Source organism: Polaromonas sp. P1_F4 (genome assembly GCF_056405675.1).
The window spans coordinates 1-20123 of the sequence record NZ_JBFUBP010000002.1; the positions used below are offsets into that span (position 1 = coordinate 1).

Here is a 20123-nt window from a genome sequence, read left to right on the forward strand (position 1 = left end):
ACGTCGTGACGTACTGCCCCTGGTCCACATAGATCGTCGTGCTGGTGGTCTCCACCACGCTGTCAGCGGCGTTGTCCACCACATAGATGTCGTCGCCTGCACCGCCGTTGAGCACATCCGCTCCCGCCCCGCCGTCCAGCAGGTCGTTGCCTGCGCCGGCGTTGAGCGTGTCGTTGCCGTCCAGCCCGTACACCAGGTCTCGGGCCGACGTGCCCGTCAGCGTTTCTGCTGCAGCCGTGCCGGTCAGCATGTTGCCTATCTCGAGCGAGAAACCGGTCAGTGCATATGCACCCGAGCCGTCGGTTGCTCTCACTGAAATCTTCACTGTCTCGTCTGCATTCGCGGGCGGCGTTCCAGAAAAAGTGCGGGTCGTCGCGTCGAAGGTCAGCCATGACGGCAGGGGTGCGCCATTTGATCGCGTCGCTTCGAGCGTCAAGGCATCCTCCACATCAACGTCCGCGAAAGTGTTGCTCGGCAACACGTACACAAACGGCTGGTTTTTGCCTACCTGCTGGTTGCCCGGCGCCGCGGCCGTCGGGGCGTCATTGGTGTTGGTCACCAGGAACTGCACCAGCGTGCTACTGACCGCACCGTAAGAGTCCTTGGCGTACAAGCGAACTTCAAACGCGGCAACGTCTCCATTCTGCGGAAGTCCGCTGAACTTTCCGCTGACCGGGTCAAGGGTCAACCAGGAAGGTAGCGCGTCTCCGTTGCCAAGCTTCGCCCAATACGTCAGTGACGGAGAACTGGTCGTAAACCAGGTACCCGGCGAGGTATCTTCAAACAGCAGGTCTTCCGTTGCGATCCGGAAGTATCCTGGCGCCGCAGAAAGCGGAGCCGGGTTAGGCACGACTCTGGACATGACCGCGGCCTGGTCCCAGTTTGTTCCATCCGCAAAACGCACAGACTCCACGCCAATACCGCCGCCAGCCACGCGCTGGATGGCCAGGCGGTTGGTGCCATCGACCAGGTTCAGATACACGTAATTTGCATCTGCGCTTACCCAGACGTCGCCAACAGCGACACCGGCCATGAATTGAACTCTGTCAGTGCCAGCCCCGGCTTCTGCACTTTCAACCAGCGTGTCGTGGCCGCTGCCAAAGCCAAACAGATAGACATCGTCACCCGCGCCGCCCGACAAAATGTTGTCAGCACTGTTGCCGGAAAGCACATTGGCCAGGCTGTTACCCGTGGCGTTCACAGCCAGGTGGCCGGTCAGCGTCAGGTTTTCGAGGTTGTCACCGAGCGTCCAGTTTCCAGCAGAAAAGACCGTGTCCAGCCCTTCATTGGCTCTTTCGACCACCACATCCAGCGCATCAACGACATAGCGGTCATCGCCCAAACCGCCAATCAGGCGGTCCGCTCCGGCCTGCCCGTCCAACAGGTCGTTGCCCGCGTCGCCCCAGATGTATTCGCTGTATGCCGACCCATTGAGCACATCATCAGCGGCCGTTCCCTGGATCATCGAGGCCACCGTCATCAAGGTGGATGTCGAAACACCCGCCAGATCGGTTGCGGTAACGCGCAGTTGCAACGGTGCAGAGATTTGTTCTGCAGTGGGGTTCGCAGAAAGCGTGCGCGTCGCGCTGTCATACGTCAGCCAGGCCGGCAAGGGGGAGCCGTCTGCCACAGACACGCTCAGTCGCAGAACGTCCCCGAGATCCTGGTCTGCAAAAAGATTCTGCGGCATGACAAAGCTGTTGGCCACCCCGGCCGTCATGCCAATGGTGGGCACCGGCCCGGTCAGATAAGGCGCATCGTTGATGCCCGCGACAACGATCTTGAAACGGGTATCTGCCGTGGCATTCGCTTCATCCGCGGCGGTTAGTTTGATCTCAAGGGTGCCAACATGGCCCCCGCCCGGCGTCCCATAAAAACGCATCGCCTGCGCATCAAAATGCAGCCAATCCGGCAAAGGTGACCCATTTGCCAGCGTGGCACTGAAATGGATCTGGTCGCCCGTGTCCTTGTCAATGAAGAAGTTGGGCGCAATATCAAGGGTAAACAACTGGTCTTCATCGGCGAACTGGATGGGAACATTTCCGTATTCCACCGGCGCCTGGTTGAACTGCGCGACGCTCAAGGTCATCACACCCGCACTTACTGCGTTACTCGCGTCCGTACCAATTACCTTGATCGTCCATTCCCCGGCCTGCCCCTCTGTGGGGGAGCCGCTCAATGTGCGTGTTGCCGCATCAAAGTGCAACCAGGCGGGGAGCGGCTGGCCGCTGGCCAGCGTTACCGCGTAGTGCGCACCCGCACCCAGATTTGTAAACAGTGCTTCCGGCAACACATAGCGGTAAGCCTGCCCGGTCAGGACCTTCTGGTCACGCAAAGCACCGCTGAACTCCGGTGACCCGGCACGCATGGCCGCAGCCTGCTGCTGTTGCTGCTGTTGCGCCAACGCCTGTACGTCGGTTACCGCAATTACTTGCGCCTCTTGCTGCGATTGTGTCGGCGTGTTGGCGACAGGAATTTGCGAAAGATCTTCAATATCAAGCTGCACGTCGCCTGCCTGCAGCATGCGGCCGTCCGTCATTTCGGCCCGGGTATAGCCCCGTACCAGCACGTCTTCGCCATACCGGCGGTTCAAGACATTGGCATTCAGGTGAAGTGCTTTTAATCCGGCGTCAGCCAGCGTCTGCAACTCTCCCGCATCGCTTACCCCGTTGCCGTTCAGGTCGCGCCAAAGCTTGAACTCAGACCACTTGGCATCCGAGCTGTCAAATTTCCCATCCTGGTTGGTATCAAATTCGGGCCGCGCCAGGCTCTGAAGATCGGTGCGTGCCGGGTCTTGGGGGTTGACGTGCGACCAGAATTCAACTTCGTCGGCCTGGTTGATCTGGTTGTCGTGGTTGTGGTCCCATGCCAGGATGCCTTCGTTGGCACCAATCCATGCGACTTTCTGCGCAACGCCATCGCCGTCCCGGTCGACGGTCACCTGGCTTTCATCAATATCCAGGAACTCCAGCCCGTCTCCACCCAGGTCAATCACCACCGGGTCATAACCTTGAATGAAAAAATTCACGGAACGGAAATTAAATCCACCTTGTGAATCAGTAATCCGGAAAGTGACTGAATCGCTGGCGCTCTGCCCCACGCGGGACGCGGGAATGCTGAAATAGTTCGCCGGAGCCGCCACCTCTTTCCAACCACCCTCATCCAGCGTAATGACCTGACCGTTTTCCCCGAGATATGTATCGTAAACATAGGCAGCAGTCACCCCCTGATATACCGGGGCCCACAATGGATTCCGCTCAATCGTGACGGTCGAGTTGGAACCGTCTTCTACATCGTAAGTGTCCAGACGGTAATATTCAGATATACGCCCCCCGGCAAACAAGAGTGGCGCGCCGAGTGCGACAACATTGGCCGTAGGCAAATCATTCACTGCGACCACGTTGCCATACGCCTTTTGGCTTGCCTGCCCGCCGTGCCCATCACCCACCGTAAAGTCAAAAGTGATGGCGCCGTTGTAGTTCAACGGAGCCAGGATGCCGACGCGGTTATTGGCCGCATCGTTCACGATGTTGACCAAGCGTCCATTCAGGGTTCGCCCATTGGCGGCCCCCAGAATACTGAGCCCATCCCCATCTGCATCGCTGGCACCAGACAGCAAACTGCTGTACGAGATATAGCTCCACGCCTGCAGGTTCGGGTCGTTATAACCTCCGTCTTCCAGCATCTGGAAGCCCACCGCGTTCACAATGGGTGCGTCATTCAGCGCCTGGATACCAATGTCCAGACGTTCGTATGCGCTGTAAACGCCGTTTGAATCCTGCACCCGCACATCAAACTGGCGCGTGCCATTGGCGTTCGCCTTGGCCTTGAACACAATCTCTTGCGTCTGCGCATCAAAGCGGATGGTGTCGCCGCTGTTGACGGCCACCAGATTGGCGGTGTCTACCGTAATCGCGTCGCCATCCACGTCCACAAACATCTGCTTGAGCGCCGACAGCGAGATGCGCACTTCCTGGTCTTCCTGGCCGGCCTTGGCCAGATGGCTACCCGCCACAAACACCGGCGCATCGTTGACGTTGTTAAAGCTCATCGTCACGACGGCAACGGACTCATTGCCCTGCGCGTCTTGCACCACATAGTCAAAATGCGCGGCGCCCGTGAAGTTGGCGCCCGGCGTGAACGTGAAGGTATCTCCGCTTCTTTCCAGTGTTCCGCCCACTGCATTGCGGGCTTCCACCAGGCTGATGCCGGCCGCTCCGTCTTCAGGGTCAAGCACCCCCGCGAGCAGCTGGCTGACCGTGATGTTGAGCGGTGTTTCTTCCGTACCCTGGAAGGCCCGGTTGAACAGGGTCGGCGCGTCGTTGACGGCCGCGATATTGACCTTGGCCACGGCTTGCGACAAACCACCCGCGCCGTCGCTGACGGTATAGCGGAAGCTGGCTTCACCCGAATAATTGGAGGCTGGCGTGAACACAATGTGCCCGCCTTCCAGTGCCACCGTTCCGTTAACGGCCTGGTCGACGGCCACCACCATCAGGTGTTGCTGTTCACCGCGCTGAATATCCGCATCTTCTTCATTGGCCAGCAACAAGTCGGCGTCGATAACGAGCTTTTCGTCTTCGTTGCTGGTAATGACCTCACCGAAAGCACGCGGCCCGTCATTGACAGCGCCGACTTCCACTTCGGCCTTGCCGACGGTGGAAAGGCCGGTGTCGTCCGTTACGGTGTATTCAAACGTGGCTGTGCCGTTGAAGTTTTCATCGGGCACAAAAATGATCTGGCCCGTGCCATCCACAAACGCCTGGCCGTGAACGGCATTGCCCACTGCCGTGATATGCAGCGGCGCGGCGCCGGCCTGCGCATTGAAGTCAGGGTCAAAGTCATTGGCCAGCAGCAGAGCCGCATCAATACGCAGGTTGGTGTCTTCCTTGGCATTGCGAATCACTTCGCTGACCACCGTAGGCGCGTCGTTCACTGCCGTCAGCTTGATCTTGATGACCGCCACGGCGCTGGCGCCGCGCGAGTCCTGCACGATGTATTCAATGGTGTCGGTCACGCCATACAAGTCTGTAGGCGGCTTGTAGCTGATCTGGCCATTGGCCAGCAGCTCGGCGCGGCCCATGCCCACGCGGCCTATGCCGATGATGGTGAGCGTGTCGCCTTCCAGATCGGTGTCGTTGGCCAGTAAGGTAGCGGCGTCCAGCAGCAGCGGCACATCTTCCTGCGCCTGGATGGTTTCACCCAGCAACTTCGGCGCGTCATTGACTTCTGCCAGGTTGAAGTTGATGCGCCGCTCCATCACCTGGCCCTGGCCGTCCATCACGGCGTAGCTGAAGCCCGCCTCAGTGCCAAAGTAATTGGCATCGGCAATAAAGCGGATACGCCCCGTAACGTCGTCTACCTCGACGTACCCGTGCCGAACCTCGCGCACACCCAGCAGGCGCACCGTGGTGTAAGGCGTGGCACCGGCAATCAGCGTGCGGGCTTCCTGCTCGAGCTGCTCATAGCCGAAGGCGAACTGCTCGTCTTCCTTGCCGACCACAACGGCCGTTCCCAGCGACGAGGTGGGCGAAGCCGTGGTGTAAACCTGAATGGTCTGCGCCGGCGCACCGGGCGTGGCGGCATTGCTGGCAATCACCGCCTGCTGCGTGACCAGGCCGCCCAGCTGCGCGCCCTTGACCACATAGTCCAGCGTGTAGACGTCGGAAGGCAGCACCCACTGCTGCGGGTTGGGCGGCGCGGGTGGGCCTGCCGTGGCCGTGTCGCTGGTGACCTCACCGGTCGTCACATGGTGGCTCAAAGCCCACTGGTCATCAAAAACAGGCGTGTCTGTGCTGGGGCCGGCCCACACAGGCGGGCTCAGGTGCGCCGTGCCGAACACGTCGGCGCCGCCCACGGTCGATGCCGCGTGGAAGCTGAAGCGCATCTGCTCCAGCCTGGAGCGCACATTCGCATCTACCCAGACATCGCTGTCGCCGATGTAAATCGCCATGCCGCTGGCGCCGATGTTCTCGCCGCCGGCCCGCAGGCTTTTCACCACATTGATGAAGTCGGCCGACTGCGTATTGAGGCCGTAGCGCAAAGCCAGGGCTTCGAGCTCTGCACGGCGCGCCGTGGTGATGTTCGCGTTCTGCAACTCCAGCAGCACGCTCATGTCTTGCACCAGCGTGATGTAGTTTTCACGCAGGCCGTTTTCATGCAGGATGCTGACGTTTTGCGTGGCCTGGTCTACCACCACCGCAATGCCTTCTGTCTGGGCTTGCAGGCCTACCTCGCTGGCCTGCGCGTCGGTGCCGTCAGCCAGGCGCAGCTTGAAGGTCGTCAGGTCAATCGATTGCACGGCGCTGCCAGCCAGCGCATCCATGGCTGCCTGCCCTGCCGCATCCAGTCGCGCACGCAGCGCTGCCATATCCACGCCCGGGTGGCGCATCTGCAGGTCATAGATTTCCATGCTCCCGGCACTGCCATCGCCGTTCAGGTCTATCCACAAACGCAACAGCTTGTACACCGGGTCCGACGCATCGATCTTGCCGTCGTTGTTGCTGTCGTAATACTTCAAACTGGCCAAGCCGCGCTGGTCAAACGGCGTGCTGACGCCGTTAAACAACTCGCTGGCCGTGTCGATCAGGCCATTGCCGTCGCGGTCAATGCCCAGCATGGCTTCCGAAGGCGCAATCCACTCGGTGGCCTCGCGGTAACCATCATTGTCGGCATCAAAGCGCGCCACGCCGTCGCTTTGCAGGCTGTCGTAGTCTTGCTTGACGACGGCTGGCAGCGCCGTCTTGGTAATACCGTCACCGCCGAGGTCAACCGCAATGACTTTGAGCCACTGGCGCGAAGCGCTCTCAATGGCGGCCGCACGCTGCACCGGGTCAGTGATGGCGGCATCCACAATGCGCGCCGCAAGCTGCGGGTCGCCGGGGTGTTGTGCCTCATAGGCTTTCAACGCCGCGGTGGCGGCAGCCAGCCCAGCTTCGGCCGCCGTGACCACACTTGGCACATTGGCTGCGCCCTGCTCCACATTCCCTGTTACAGCGCCTACGGCGACCCAGCTGCCCAGCGCCAGGTTGGACTGTTTGGCACTTTCAAGTGCGGCGTCCGCATTCGAGAGCGCCTGCTGCAAGGCATGGCGCTGCTGCTCAATGGGGCTCATGGCCGACAGCCACTGGCCTTCGGTTTTCCAATTGGCTTCGTCGGCGCCGAACTTGGCCGTCAGGTGATTGATTTGCCACCGACTGACAATTGCTTCGGGCGCAATCAGCGACTCTGCGTAGTGATCCACGAGGTCCTGCCGAGCGACGCCGTTATACATTTTCTCGCCGGTTTGCGGATGAATCTGCTCCAGCACGAAGAAGAAGTTACTGACACCGTTCTCAACGCGGCTGGGCCAACTCTGGATTCTCACAGTTGGCATACGGCTCGCGATGAGCGCCAGTGCTTGATCGGGATCCGTATTGCCATTGTTGGCTTGCGCCACCTGCTGAGTGAGCTTGGCGATCATTGCCTCCATCTTGGCGGCAAGAATCTCGGCACCGCCGTTTCCAGCGTTGACAATTTGGTAACTCAAACTGCCATCTTGAAGGCGTGTGAAAAATGCCTCCCCAACCGGAGGGGGTGGAGGCGGTTCTTCTTCGGCGAACATCTCGTCCAGAATAAAACTGGCCACAACAATGATCACCAGCGTGTAAGGGTCTATGGGTACCAATCCCGATGCGGCCACCGCCGGCGATGTGGCAGTTGCAGCTGATCCGGCAGAGTAGGTTAACGCTGAGAGGCCACTATAAGCACCAGTCACCGTAGATAGTGCTGAACCATACTGGCCATGGTCGAGCATATCCCCAAGGTTTGCCAGATTGGCAATGCTAAGGATCGCTCCAATTTGGCCAAGCAGCCTCATAGAGTCTGAGCCTTGAAGCATGAATCCTGCGCCGTTATTGAAACTGGCATAGAGGTTGTTGGCGCTGGTTAACAAACTCACAGCGCTACCAATCTGCGTCAGCGCGTTGTTCGACTGCAGGCCCCGTAGAGCACCAATCACTCCGAGAACACTAGTGGCAGCGCTCAGTCCACTATTTATTCCCTGTAGCGTCGGGGTGTTGTTACTCAGCATTTGCTGATCGACGACTATCTTGGCTCCATAAAGAAACGCGCCCAGATTGTCCTTTGCTCGGAGCGCGCCAAAGAGTGCTCCAACGTCGGCATACAGAGTCGCCTCAAGTTTTTGACGGTCTTGCTCTGACTGTCCAGGTGTCACCGCTAACAGGTCCGCGTTTCTGACTTGACTCGCATGATCCGTAGCACGCAGAATCGACTGGCCGCCACCTGCGGGATTGATGACCTCCAGAGTGCTGCCGTCGTCAAAAATCTGCAAAGTACCGGTGGACACCGTATTGCCTTGAGCATCACGGACGGTAATGGCTTGGGTTCCATTCGGAAGCGATTCGGCTACCCGAGTTTGGGTGATCTGCCCCTGCTCGTTATAGCTAACGTCAACCATCCCCAACTGCAGACCTGCAGCGTTGGTGGTCACGCTAACAATGTTGTGACCAGCAAAATCCCCAGCTCCGTCGTGTCGCTTAATGTCGGTCGTAACAATGACGGTACCTGCGCTACCACTAGTTGTCGTGGCGACGCTCTCCAAAACATCACCGTCGTTAAAGGTTTGTCTGGTTCCTGTACTTAGCAACGCACCCGCGCCGTCGTAAGTCCTGGTTTGCAGCAATCCCGGATTGATGACTTGAGTTTCGCTACGCCGGTACACACTCCCATCCGAATCGGTAGTGATAGCTTGACTGTTGCCGTTCGGATAGTTAGTCGTTGTAATAGAGGAGCCGTCGCCAAACTCCTGAACCTGCGAGGCGCTAATGAGCAGTCGATCTTCGTTACGTACGCTGGATAAAACCGTACCGTTTCCCAGCGTCACGCTGCGTTGAGTCAAGCCGTCGCCGAGGTCGGTAGTAACCAACTGCGGGTAAGCCCAGCCATTGGACTGGATCACGGCAGGATCCAGATTGAGAACCAGTTGCGAAAGGGCACTGTCTACCCAAGTAACGCCACTCCCCGTACCAAACCCTTCGTGACGGGTATCAACCATGTCATCCAAACTCAGACCTATATCTTGCATACTGATTGAGTTTGGACTGCTCGTCAGCTCGTGCCCATTTATGGCAAGAATTTGTCCCACCTCGAAACCGGAATCTGTCCAATCCACGCTGAACTGCAGAACACCGGAACCAGTGGAAATCGTTCCCACAACATTCTCAATTTCGTTGTCCACGATGTAGCCATCACTATCCACGTGGTATTGCACGTCGCCAGAATACGAAATGGAACCGCTATCGTCCTCAACGCCGCTGAAGTGAGTCGTGAGTGCAGCAGCACCCACACTCTGCAGAACGGCACTGGTAGGAATAATGCCTCCTAGCTTGCTATCTGGATTGGCCGAAGCGAAGGCAGTGAAGTTGTCAAAAGTAGCGACCTGACCGGCATTGGGACCCGTTACTACCGTAATTCGCAAAGTATTGAATTCGTCGAGACTGAAGCGAGCTGCCTCCGCACCATTAACGGCGTATTTCTGACCATTAATTTCTACCAGCACTGTTCCATTGCTCAGAATGGTGGCGCTCGTTGGTTCGCCGTAGCTGGAGGTCAGCTGCTGCAAGGCAGCTTTGCTGGCGTCGATTTGTGCCTGGCCTTGTACGCCCAATGCCTGTAGTAGCTGCCCACCCACAAGATTGGCAAACTCCTGGGGATTGCTACCCGTGCTCCATGCTACTTGGCCCGCTTGCGTAACGCGGGGACTACCATCGGTATTGGCACCAGTGCCCACCTGTGCTTGTGGCAGCGAAGACAATCTGCGAAGCTCCGGCCCCGCGTAGGTATCAAACGATACGGTATCGCCTACCTTGGACAGCATAGAAACGCTGCCGTCCTTGTTGTAGATGGCTGCCGTGCCATTGGACGTGACATACCATTCACCGGCAGCTACTTTCTGCCTGGTACCGTCAGGCAATATGAATTCGCCATTACCCTGCCCATCAAATCGCCCACTGGTACGAGTAACGATGTCGTAGTAAGTCTGAGCCTTTGTTGCTGGGTCGGTGATGAGAATTACACTGGCGTAACTGTCGGTGGGATTCGTTTTAAGCGCTTCGATTTTGGCTCCGACAGGCACCCAGGCGACTACCGGGTTGTTGTCCCCTGTGTCTTGGGTATAGAGCATTTGTGCGCCCCCGCCAGCATTGGAGCGACCAAGAAAAAGCCCAGGCGCGACTTCTCTGATGATCTGATAGCCAGATACAACAGAACCGCCGAGCGGAGAGGCGACACCGGGAGCAGCCACGCTGATGGCACTGTTGTCCGGCTTGGTGATGAGAAGACTGCCACTGAGCTGCATCTCAATTCGGCTGCCGGCGGGTATTACCTCCATCGTAAAACCAGCATTCAAGGAATTCTGGCGATAAAGATTGCCTTGTCCGGTTGCGGGATCAAAGTACAGAATAACGCGCCCACCATTCCCATTCCCCGCCGCATCCCCCGCCGCCATATTGAAATACATTCCGCTGACGCCATCATTGAGCAAGAAAGCACCACCACCCGGCGCCAGCCTGATCTGTGATTGATCAGTGAAAGAGTAAATTTTTCGACCCCCAGCGACGCTGGGATCCGCTATGGACAATTGACCACCTGACGACTGCCCAAAAGCATCGATCCTGTATTCGATCTGAATACCTACGGCTGCATCGAGCACCTGGACAACGGTAGCGAAGCCGCCATCATTGGCTACAGTTACTTGGCTCTCGCTTCCATACGTCAGAGTCGCGCCATTAGCAAAGACAAGGGTGCCGCCCGGAGCTGCAATATCGGGATAATTGGTGATAACGCCAATTGCGCCTCCAGCAGTAGCACCGCCCAAACTAAAGGGGGAATTCGGATCGATCTTCCCCGATACAAACAAGCCAACGACCGATGAGACGTCGTCAAATCGCTTGCCAGCGTCTGGACGCCCAATACCGCGCAATTCATCAAAACTGCCCTGTGGGTTGTTTACAAGCCAATTGGTATATTGAGCAAGATTCGCAGGGCCTTGATTAGCGACATCACCCAGGAGCAACAGCACAGAGTCCTTATTAGCAGCGAGCAACTGTGAAGTTACCCCTTGACTCGCAAGCTGCTGTTCTGCATTTGCCACTGCGGCTACTGCCTGCGCGTCAATGGCTTTGATTTGATTCAGAGTCGCAACGCTCAAAGCTCGATTCACGATGGGATCGCTCGACAACAGAGTCTCAATCAAAGATCTGTTCGCGGAGATCAAGGCAAATTGTGCTTCAGCCGTTGTCTGAACGGCTGAGCTAACTTGCCCGCTCAGAAAGGCTGTCGAATTCGAGAATCCAGATAGATTACGGGCGTGAAAATTACCGAGTGCCTCATAAAGTTTCTCGGCGTCATTTTGAGTCAACAAGTTGAGCGCAACCGCTCTATCCCGGATAGCAGCTCGCACAGCTCCTTCAAATGCGTTTCCTGATGCAAAGTCAAATTGCACCAGCCCTACCGAGAAACCGCTATTTCCCTTCAATTTACTAGCGACTGTAATCCCATCCCTGGTATCTCTAAGTGTTTGGCCAGTTTGCCAGTTACTCTCAACGAAACCAGCGTTGCTTAGCTTAAACCAGACGCCACTTTTGGCTTCCGTGTTCTTGAGAATTTCAGCAAGTATGCGAATGCGTTGATCAGTTGTGTACATGGCGAACTATTCCTTCTTACCGGTAAAAACTCGAAACGTTCTCAAGCAATTCTCTAAAGCGCTTATCCGCGCACTCACGATCAAAAGCTTTGCAGTGCGCTTCCACCATTGCACTCAAATCGCCTCCCCACACAAGAAAGACCTTCTTGCCCACTAGATCGGATTGGGTCCACAACCGTTGATCAAAGCGGATTGAGAATTTTTTGTCTAGCCAGTACAGCGAATTTTCATAAACAGTTGATTGAGCAAAGCTTGCTCGTCTGTAACTCAATTCCAATTCAAAACAGTTTGCCGACGGTTCCGAATTGGTCCACTTTTCAGATACCAAGGCCACCAATACTCGAGAGGCCTCCGATCCGGAAAGGCTCTTCGCGTTTATAACTTTTAACCCCAACTCCCCAACTTTTGTTAAACACATGCTGGGGCCCGCAGTGGAAAGGACAAAGTTCCCCCCTAAGTTCTCTGTTCGATCATTAAGGAGTAAGGGTTCATACGGCGGGAGTTTGTCTACAAATTCGCGGGGAATAGTTTTCCCCTCATCTAGCGATACCCACTCCCATTTATCTGATCCAAACGATCCTCTTTGCATGGCAAGCATTCGACCGTTCAAAATAAAACGGCCATCAATTGTTGATCCATCGGGAGGAACATATTCCCAGCGTTTTGGGGAGGGTACGCGCAGAGTGGCGTAAGTTTCACCGACCGCAGGTTGCAGTATGGAGATACGGTCAATGTAAGCATCGCGCACACATGAGAACGATCTGCAGCGATTGCGATTAGCTAGCCACTTACTTTGACTGGATCGCAATTCAGTATCCGGTTGGGCTTGCTTGGCTACGTACGCTGCAGCCATTTGAGAATCCAGATCCGAAAGACGGTAGTCTAGGCAAATAAGCTTTTCTACTGAGCTAGAGACAAGACCACAGCTAAAAGATGCAGCGCTCGCAACTGTACATAGACAAGCTAGTCCTAACCATGAAAACATCCATGGCGTCCGCATTAACAGGCTGATCATTTCCGGCTCCTCCAAAGGAATTCATCGATTCAATATCTACTCAATGCGACCCTTTGAATAATTGGTACTCCGCGAGTCAGTCAAATTATTCAAATCGACGGGTTCACATATCCTCAACACTCACCGCTCCCTCAAACTCTCACTACCTGCCCGCTGAATCGGGCTCAGCAGATACTCAATCACCCGCCGCTGGCCGGTCTTGATCTCTGCAGTCAAGTTCATGCCGGGGACGAGCTGGATCATTTTTCCATCCACGTCGATCTGCTTGGTCTTTAAGGCCAGCGTGACGGGGAAAATTGCCCCGCGTTTTTCGTCGTTGACGGCATCGGCTGTGACGCGATCTACGCTGGCCTGCACGGTGCCGTAGCGTGTGTAGGGAAAGGTTTCGAGTTTGATCTCGGCGCCATTGCCTACGTTGACGAAGCCGATGTCTTTGTTCTCTAGCGTGACTTCGGCTGTGACTTGTGCGCCTTCGGGAACGATGATCATCAGGGCTTGGGCTTCAGTGACGACGCCGCCTGTGGTGTGAATGGCGAGTTGTTGCACCACGCCGGCGACGGGTGCTTTCAGCGTGGTGAGGTTTTCGCGCTGGGTGGCTTTGGCTTGTTCCTGCGTGGCTTGCTGGCGTTTGAGGTCGGCCTGGGCTTCGCGCTCATACAGCGTGCGGCGCACTTCGGCCAAATAGGCGGCGCGGCTGTTCTCGCTTTCGCGCAGGGTGGCCTGGGTTTGCAGCAGGTTGGCGCGCTGGGTGGCGAGGTCGCGCTCCAGCTCTACGCGTTCGCGGGTTTTGTCTTGGGTGGCGTGGCCGGAGATGTAGCCTTGGTCTACCAGCTTTTTAAAGTCTGTCTCACGCGCCTGGGCCATAGGCACGGTGGTTTCGAGTTTGGAAACCACGGCGCGTGCCGTGACGATTTCTGCCTGACGGCGACCGATTTCTGCTGACAGTTTGGCGAGCTTGGCCGTTACGTCGCCCCACTCGCCTTGCAGTTGCGCCTGAGCGGCCGCAGTCTCGGCTGCAGACCATTCTTTGGGGAATTCAGGCATGTATTTGGCCGGCAACCCAATGCTGGCGGGCGCAAGCTGCTGCAAATTTTGTAGCGCCTGCTGGATGGCGCGGGCGCGCAGCACTTCCGAAAGGGCTGATTTTTGCTGGTCGTGCGCAGTGGTTTTGTCGGCGCTCGCGGCGGTTGGGTCAAGCTCTACCAAAGGCTGGCCAGCCACCACATGGTCGCCGTCTTTGACCAGCACGGCCTTGACCACACTGCGCTCCAGCGGCTGGATGAGCTTGGTGCGCTCGCTCACGACCACGCGCCCGGGCGCCACAGCCACGATGTCGATCTTGCCGAAGATGGACCAGATCAGCGCTATGACAAACAAACCCATGATGAGATAGGCCAGGCGGCGCGGCGCTGGGTGCACCGGCGTGTCTTGCAGGCTGAGGGCGGCGGGCAAAAAGGCGGCCTCGTCGCTCAAGCGGCGCGGGCCGGCGAGTTCGTCGCGATGCGCCCAGGCGGCGCCAAAGATCGCGCGGTAGCGGGCCAGCAGTTCGATGACCGGATGGCGGGGCTTGGCGGGTACGGCGGCTTCCTGGGGAACTTCAGCCGGTGCTTCACCTTTGGCGGTTATGTCTTCCACGTCAGGCGCAGGTTGCTTCATCTGATGCTTCTCTCGCTCTTCAGCGGGGGCAGCGGCTTCGGCCGGTGCGGTACTCACAGCTACCGGTTTTTGATCTTCAGAACCGGTGCTCATGCCGATGCCCCTTCCATCGGTTGCTTGCCGTCCTGCATGCGCCACAGGTGCGCATAGAGGCCTTGCGGCTTCTGGATCAGCGCGTCGTGCGGGCCGGCTTCAACGATCTTGCCTTTGTCCATCACGATGATGCGGTGCGCGTGGCGCACGGCGCTCAGGCGGTGGGCAATGATGAGCACGGTGCGGCCTTTGCAGATGTGGGCCATGTTGCGCTGGATGATGGCTTCGCTTTCATAGTCGAGCGCGCTGGTGGCTTCGTCAAAAATCAGGATGCGCGGGTTGGTAAAAAGGGCCCGTGCAATGGCGATGCGCTGACGCTGGCCGCCGCTGAGTGAGCTGCCCTGCTCGCCCACATGCGTGTCATAGCCTTCGGGCAGCTCGCTGATGAATTCATGCGCGCCGGCGAGTTGCGCCACGCGCACCACGGCCTCAATCGGCGCGGCTGGGTCGGTGATGGCAATGTTCTCGCGCACGCTGCGGTTAAACAGCAGATTTTCCTGCAGCACGACGCCGACCTGGCGGCGCAACTGCGCGGCGTCGATGAGGCTGATGTCGATGCCATCAACCAGCAGGCGGCCGCCTTCGGGTGAATAGAGGCGCTGCACCAGCTTGGTCAGCGTGCTTTTGCCGGAGCCGGAGCGGCCGACGATGCCGATAATCTCGCCGGGTTTCACATCGAGGCTGATGCCATGCAGCACCGGTGGCGCTTCGGGCCGGTAGCGGAACACCACACCGTCGAGCGTGATGCGGCCCTTGATGGGTGGCAGCTGCGCGGCGCTGGTGGGCGGCACTTCGGTGCGGGTGTTCAGGATGTCGCCCAGGCGCGCGACGGAAATTCCGGTTTGCTGAAAGTCCGTCCACAGCTGTGCCATGCGCATGATGGGCTGGGCCACGCGCTGGGCAAACATGTTGAAGGCCACGAACTGGCCAACGGTGAGTTCGTTGTTCATCACCAGGTGCGCGCCGTACCAGAGCGTGGCAGCGTTCACGAGCTTGCCGATCAGGTTGATGCCTTCATGCGCCCACGTGGCCAGGTTCTGCGTTTTGAAGCTGGCGCTGACATACGCGGCAAGCTGGTTGTCCCAGCGTTTGCCAAAGCTGGGCTCAAGTGCGCTGGCTTTGACGGTCTGTATGCCGGTGATGGTTTCGACCAGCATGGACTGGTTCTCGGCGCCACGCGCAAACTTCACATCCAGCCGCTGGCGCAGGATGGGTACCACGGCCAGGCTCAGGCCAAAGTACAGCGGCAGGCTGACCATGACGATCAAGGTCAGCGGCACGCTGTAGAACAACATCACGGCGATGAAGATGACCGAGAAGAGTACGTCAAGCACCACCGTGAGTGCATTGCCCGTGAGAAAGCTGCGAATGTTCTCCAATTCGCGCACGCGCGCCACCGAGTCGCCCACGCGCCGCGCCTGGAAGTACGCCAGCGGTAGCTGCACCAGGTGGCGAAAGAGGCGCGCGCCCAGCTCTACGTCAATGCGGCTGGTGGTGTGGCTGAAGACGTAGGCACGCAGGCCGTTGAGGATGCTTTCAAACAGCACGACGACCACGAGACCAATAACCAGTACGTCGAGCGTGGTGAGGCCCCGGTGCACCAGAACCTTGTCCATCACCACCTGAAAGAACAGCGGGCTGACCAAAGCGAACAGCTGCAGCATGAAGGAAATCAGCAGCACCTCGCCGAGCAACTTGCGGTATTTGACAAGGCTGGGCACAAACCAGGAAAAGTCAAACTTGGCAAGCTCGCCCGCCAGCGCAGCGTGACTGGTAATGAGGATCAGCTCGCCTGTCCACTGGCTTGCGAAGACTTCTACCGATTCGATCGTTGGCCTGTTCGAAGGTGTGGCCGGGTCCTGAAACAGCACACGCTGGCCATCGCACTGCGCCAGGATGACAGTGCGGACTTGCTTGCCAGCGGCACCGGTGCTGCTTGCTGCGTCGTCTGCGGGCTTCAGGAAAGCGAGGGCCGGCAGCGGAACCAGCTTCAGGCGGTCGGGTTTGGATTTGGAGAGTTTGGCTTTGAGCCCGAGGTGTTTGGCCGCACGCAGCAATATGCTGGCGTCAATATCGTCACTCGGGGAAACGCCCAGTTGATGGGCAAGGGTATGGGGGTCTGCGGCAACCTGGTGAAAGCGCGCCACCAGGCACAAAGCAGCCAGCGCGTTGATCGGGGGTGCCGGCTCTTCAGTTCCCGGCGCCGCTGACAGCGGGGGCGGGGACTCCTGGGCTACCGCGCTCGCAGCGGTCAATTGAAGCCCCGGCCACAGCGAAGGAATCGCTGCGAACGCACAGGTGCCATCGCACATGTGGCTGGCGCAAATCTTCCGCGGTAAGCTTTTTTGTCTGGCATGTCCCAAGGCGCCCGTACGGGGCCCCTCCCTGTTATTTGTTCCAAACTGTATCGCAATACACAGAGCTTGCAGCAGCCAGTTACGTTATTTTCAATACCAATTTGGGTACTAATTACTTAGTCATTTCCAAACTACGGAAATAGATATTGCTTTTGAACTTGGTGCCGTCACTACTTAGCTGGCTAAGAATTTTTTTCGCCCGTCCCCCCTCCTTTTGCAGACCCCGTTGAGGTCAACAAACAAGACCTGGCAAGTTGGGTAGTGAATGCGCTGAATGTTTGTTACGCACTTCCCGAGATTCTTTTGACCCTGCCGCTTGTAACGCCATTTATTAGCGTGCATTCTTGAGCTGCGTTGGGATTGTTCCTTCCGTTCAGGAGTCCGTCATGTACACCTTGCGTCAGTGGCTCTGCATCGTCCTTTCAAGCGCGTTCATGTCTGCGTTAGTGCCCGGCATGCCGTGGCTGGCCACAGCGCACGCGGCCACTGTGCAACCGCCGGCGGCACAGGCCATGATGGATGCACTGACCCGCGCCACGACAGCAGTGGTCGGCGTCAAGGTCACGGCGATGGAAGATGCGCGTTCGGCCGAAACGCTGGGCCTGCGCCGTGCCGGCTCGGGTGTGCAGATCAGCCAGGACGGGCTGATCCTCACCATCGGCTACCTGATGCTGGAGGCCGAACACATTGAGATCGTGACGCAAGACAACCGCACCTTGCCGGCGCGCGCCGTCGCCTATGACCTGGCTACCGGCTTCGGGCTGTTGCGCCCCTTGCTGCCGCTGCGCGGTGTGGGTGTGGCAGCGCTGGGCAACGGCAAAGACCTGCAGCCGGGCGAACCGCTGATGGCCGTCACCGGCCCGCAGGCTGATGAGGACGGCGACGTGAGCATGACCCGGCTGGTCAGCCGGCGCGCATTTTCCGGCAGCTGGGAATACCACATCGAATCGGCGCTGTTCACCAGCCCACCCGTGATGGCCAGTGGCGGCAACCACAGTGGCGCCCCGCTCTTCAACCAGAAAGGTGAGTTGATGGGCATAGGCTCGCTGCTCGTGTCTGATGCAACCGGCGAAAACCGCCGCCTGCCGGGCAATATGTTTGTGCCGGTCGATTTGCTGCGCCCCATCCTCGCGGAGCTGCAGCGTTCAGGCGCCAGCACGAAAAGCCGCAGGCCGTGGCTGGGCATCACCTCCAATGACCAGGGCGGGCGCATACAGATTCTGCGGGTCAGCAAGGAGAGCCCCGCAGACCTGGCCGGGCTGGAGGCGGGCAACGTGGTACTGGCAGTAGACGACGCCAAGGTTGCCACGCTCGAGGCTTTTTATAAAAAGCTGTGGGACCGGCCCGCGCCCGACGCAGAAGTCAGGCTGACGGTGCTGCAAGGTGCGGAAGTCAAAACCATTGTGCTCAAGGCCCAGGACAGGATGCTGACGCTCAAGAAGCCCGCCGGCATCTAATTTTTGGAACAAAATAGGCTGTAGCCCAGATAGGACGGGCGCAAGCAGCTATTGATTTAATAGCACTACAGGGCCACGCCAATTGGCAGCCCTGGCACCACAAGCCAGGAATGGGCACAAGCAGCGCAGCGTTCAAAAACGGTAGGCGACCTCGGTCCACATACGCGTTGAATCTGTCGTCCTGACCAGCTCGGGTGTCGGCCCCAGGGGCGAGGCCAGATAGGCACGGGCCCGCCACTGGTTGAGCCCGGTCCAGTCAAGGCCGACCCCCGCTCCGCTGAGCGTTGCGCTGTTCGCACCTGTCACCCACGGCCGTTGATTGACCTTCAGGTAGGCACCGTCCCAGAACGCCACCGCCTGGAGCTTGCCGCCGACAACCTGCCCCAGGTCGTAGCGCAGCTCAACGCTTGTGCGGTAACCCGTATCACCCGACAGCGCACCCACATCGTAGGCGCGCACCGAGTAGGGTCCGCCCACGGACATTTTTTGCGACGAATCGAGGTTGGTGTTGGCCCACTGGCCTGCCCATGAAAAATGCAGCGTGCTGTTTTGCCCCAGGCGCTGCAGGCGGGAAAAGCCCAGATTGGCCTTTGAAAACCAGCCCTGCGTTCGTGCGCTGGCCGCATCGTCCAGCTGCGCCTCCGCGGCGTCGAAAACCACCCTGCCCCGGGTCCATCCCAGGCTCCAGGTGTTGATGCCGCCGGACAACAAGGTGTCCCGCCAGTCCCCGGTCAGGCTCGACGTCCAGGAGTCGAGATGCCGGTCTGTTTTTATTCCCGCTACGTCGACACGCTCGCGCAACTGCACCGTGTCGTACTGAACCTGTCCGTAGAGGTTGACCGTCTGGCTTCGCACCAGCGGATGCTTGCCCCAGAGGCTGCCGGTCTCGGCGGAACCGTGCGCGCCAAGTATTTCAAGAGACCCGCCAACTTTGTAGTCCAGCAAGGAATAGGCGGCTCCTGCGCGGGTGCCCTGGCCGTTCAGCAATGATTCGTAGCCCACCCGTCCGTAGTTCAGCCCCTTCCCGGAATTCAGGCCGCTCAGGCTCAGGACATCGCCATGCTTCAAGGGGTTGTTGACGTACACCGTACCGCCCAGGCGGGCTCTTCCCGTATAGCTGTTGCCGTAGTCGTCCACAACCAGGCTTCCTGAAACCGCCGGGCCGGGCGTGGTATCGATACTCAGATCGGAGGTGCCCATCCCGTCGCCGGGTCTTAAGGTTGCCTGCACCACCACGCTGGGTATGTCCGACAGCAACAGCAGGGACTTGTCCAGCAAGGCCTGGTCGACTGGTTGCCCGTTTTTCAGCGGCGCTACCGTCGCCTGCAGCAGCAGGTCGTTCACGCGCGTCTGGTTGTTGACACCGACCTTGCCGTAACGCGCCTCGATCACCAGAAAGCGAACAACGCCCGACTGGATCACCTGCGCAGGCACCACGGCCCGGGCAAAGGTCTGGCCCCTGCTGTGGTAGTACTGGCTTATGCGCCCCGCCATTTCGTCGAGCTGGTCAAGCGTCAGGCTTTTGCCTTCAGCATCGGCCACCAGTGCATGCAACGTGGCTGTCTCGAACAGGGTGTTGCCGATGATGTTGATTGATTTGACATCCACCGTCACGGCGGGACGCGCAGGTGGCGGCGGGACATTCCCCTCGTTGCTGAGGGGCGGCCTTTCTCCGCGGGGCGATGGGACGGCTTGCTGGGACGGCTGGACCTGCTGGAGGATGGTGCCGATATCAACCGGCATTGGGTCAGCCGCCTGGGCCGCGAACAGAGGCGCGGCTGCCAACAGCAGTACAGCCTGCTTACCGGATACGTTGCATTTCATGAGAAAACTTTTGTGGG

General features: G+C 58.5%; 6 protein-coding genes. 1 reads left to right on the top strand and 5 read right to left on the bottom strand.

Features of this window, described 5'->3' with window-relative positions; translation table 11 throughout:
- From AC1DYQ_RS05075 to AC1DYQ_RS05090, 4 genes are all read right to left on the bottom strand, one after another.
- The coding region (locus AC1DYQ_RS05075; RefSeq protein ID WP_477685871.1) for a tandem-95 repeat protein at positions 1-11704 on the bottom strand (11704 nt) is incomplete at its 3' end.
- A 16-nt stretch (positions 11705-11720) separates the two neighbouring features.
- Entirely contained in the window at positions 11721-12719 is a 999-nt protein-coding gene (locus tag AC1DYQ_RS05080; RefSeq protein WP_477685872.1) for a lysozyme inhibitor LprI family protein, read from the bottom strand.
- 120 nt (positions 12720-12839) lie between these two features.
- Positions 12840-14468, bottom strand: coding sequence for an HlyD family type I secretion periplasmic adaptor subunit (locus AC1DYQ_RS05085; protein WP_477685873.1), 1629 nt, complete (start codon positions 14466-14468; stop codon positions 12840-12842).
- Entirely contained in the window at positions 14465-16681 is a 2217-nt protein-coding gene (locus AC1DYQ_RS05090) for a type I secretion system permease/ATPase (protein WP_477686269.1), read from the bottom strand. The genes AC1DYQ_RS05085 and AC1DYQ_RS05090 overlap by 4 nt, the downstream gene beginning before the upstream one ends.
- 530 nt (positions 16682-17211) lie before the next feature.
- Here AC1DYQ_RS05090 and AC1DYQ_RS05095 point away from each other — a divergent pair.
- Positions 17212-18282 (top strand): S1C family serine protease, encoded by a 1071-nt coding sequence (locus tag AC1DYQ_RS05095; RefSeq protein WP_477685874.1) that lies wholly within the window; start codon positions 17212-17214, stop codon positions 18280-18282.
- A 132-nt stretch (positions 18283-18414) separates the two neighbouring features.
- On the opposite strand, the gene AC1DYQ_RS05100 is transcribed toward AC1DYQ_RS05095, so the two are convergent.
- Positions 18415-20106 (bottom strand): ShlB/FhaC/HecB family hemolysin secretion/activation protein, encoded by a 1692-nt coding sequence (locus tag AC1DYQ_RS05100; RefSeq protein WP_477685875.1) that lies wholly within the window; start codon positions 20104-20106, stop codon positions 18415-18417.
- Positions 20107-20123: the final 17 nt, after the last annotated feature.